General features: G+C 65.2%; 1 protein-coding gene. It reads right to left on the reverse strand.

The annotated features are described in order from the left end of the window. On the reverse strand, positions 1-1,291 hold a 1,291-nt coding region (locus ACFVWY_RS35640), incomplete at both ends, for an amino acid adenylation domain-containing protein (protein ID WP_389879055.1).

Consider the following 1,291-nt stretch of genomic DNA (forward strand, 5'->3'; position numbering starts at 1 on the left):
ATCAGGAGCCGGCAGGGCCCGCCGGTCAACCTTCCCGTTCGGAGTCAGCGGCACAGCGTCCAGCACCACCACCACCGACGGAACCATGTACTCCGGAAGACGCCCACGCACCTCCTCACGAACCACACCACCATCAACCACCACACCCGGCTCCGGCACCACATACCCCACCAGAACCCCCTCACGCACCACCACAACAGCCCGCCCCACACCACACGAACCCAACAACCCCGACTCCACCTCACCCAGCTCAATACGGAACCCACGCACCTTCACCTGCGCATCCGCACGCCCCACAAACTCCAGCACACCCCCCTCCAGCCACCGCACCACATCACCCGTCCGGTACATCCGCCCACCCCACGGACACGCCACAAACCGCTCAGCCGTCAGACCCGCACGACCGTGATACCCCCGCACCACACCCGAACCAGCAACATACAACTCACCCCGCACACCCACCGGAACCGGACGCAACCACTCATCCAGCACAAACACCCGCTCATTCGCCAGCGGACCACCAATCGACACCCCCCCACCAGCAACCACCACACCACACGTCGACCACACCGTCGTCTCCGTCGGCCCATACACATTCACCACCGACGCCAGCTCACCCACCAGCAACTCCGCCACCTCACCCGGCAACGCCTCACCACCCACCAGCCCACAAACCCCCGACAACCGCCCACCAGCAACACCCGCCACCTCACGCCACAGACTCGGCGTCGCCTGCATCACCGACACCCCCGACCGCACCGCCAAATCCACCAGCAACTCCGCATCCCCCACCACCTCAGAAGACGCCACCACCACACACCCACCCGACACCAACGGCCCGAACAACTCCACCACCGCAATATCAAACGCAAACGTCGTCACCGCCAGCACCCGCCCACCACCCACCACACCACTCAACCCCGCCAGCACACCCACCACACCCCCATGCGGCACCACCACACCCTTCGGAACCCCCGTCGAACCCGACGTATAAATCGTGTACGCAGCCGACGACAACTCCGGCACCACACCCAACGAAACCGGCGACAACCCACCCAGCTCCGCCACCACACCCACATCATCCAGCAACACCACCGGCACACCCCCCACCACACCACTCAACGCACCCGACACCGACAACACCAGCACCGGCGCCGCATCCCCCACCACAAACGCAATCCGCTCCACCGGATAACCCGGATCAACCGGCACATACGAACCACCAGCCTTCAACACCGCCAACAACGCCACCACCGCATCCACCGACCGCGGCAACGCCACCACCACACGC

Origin of the sequence: Streptomyces sp. NPDC058195 (assembly GCF_042883525.1) — a bacterium.
In the GTDB taxonomy this organism is placed as follows: Bacteria; Actinomycetota; Actinomycetes; order Streptomycetales; family Streptomycetaceae; genus Streptomyces.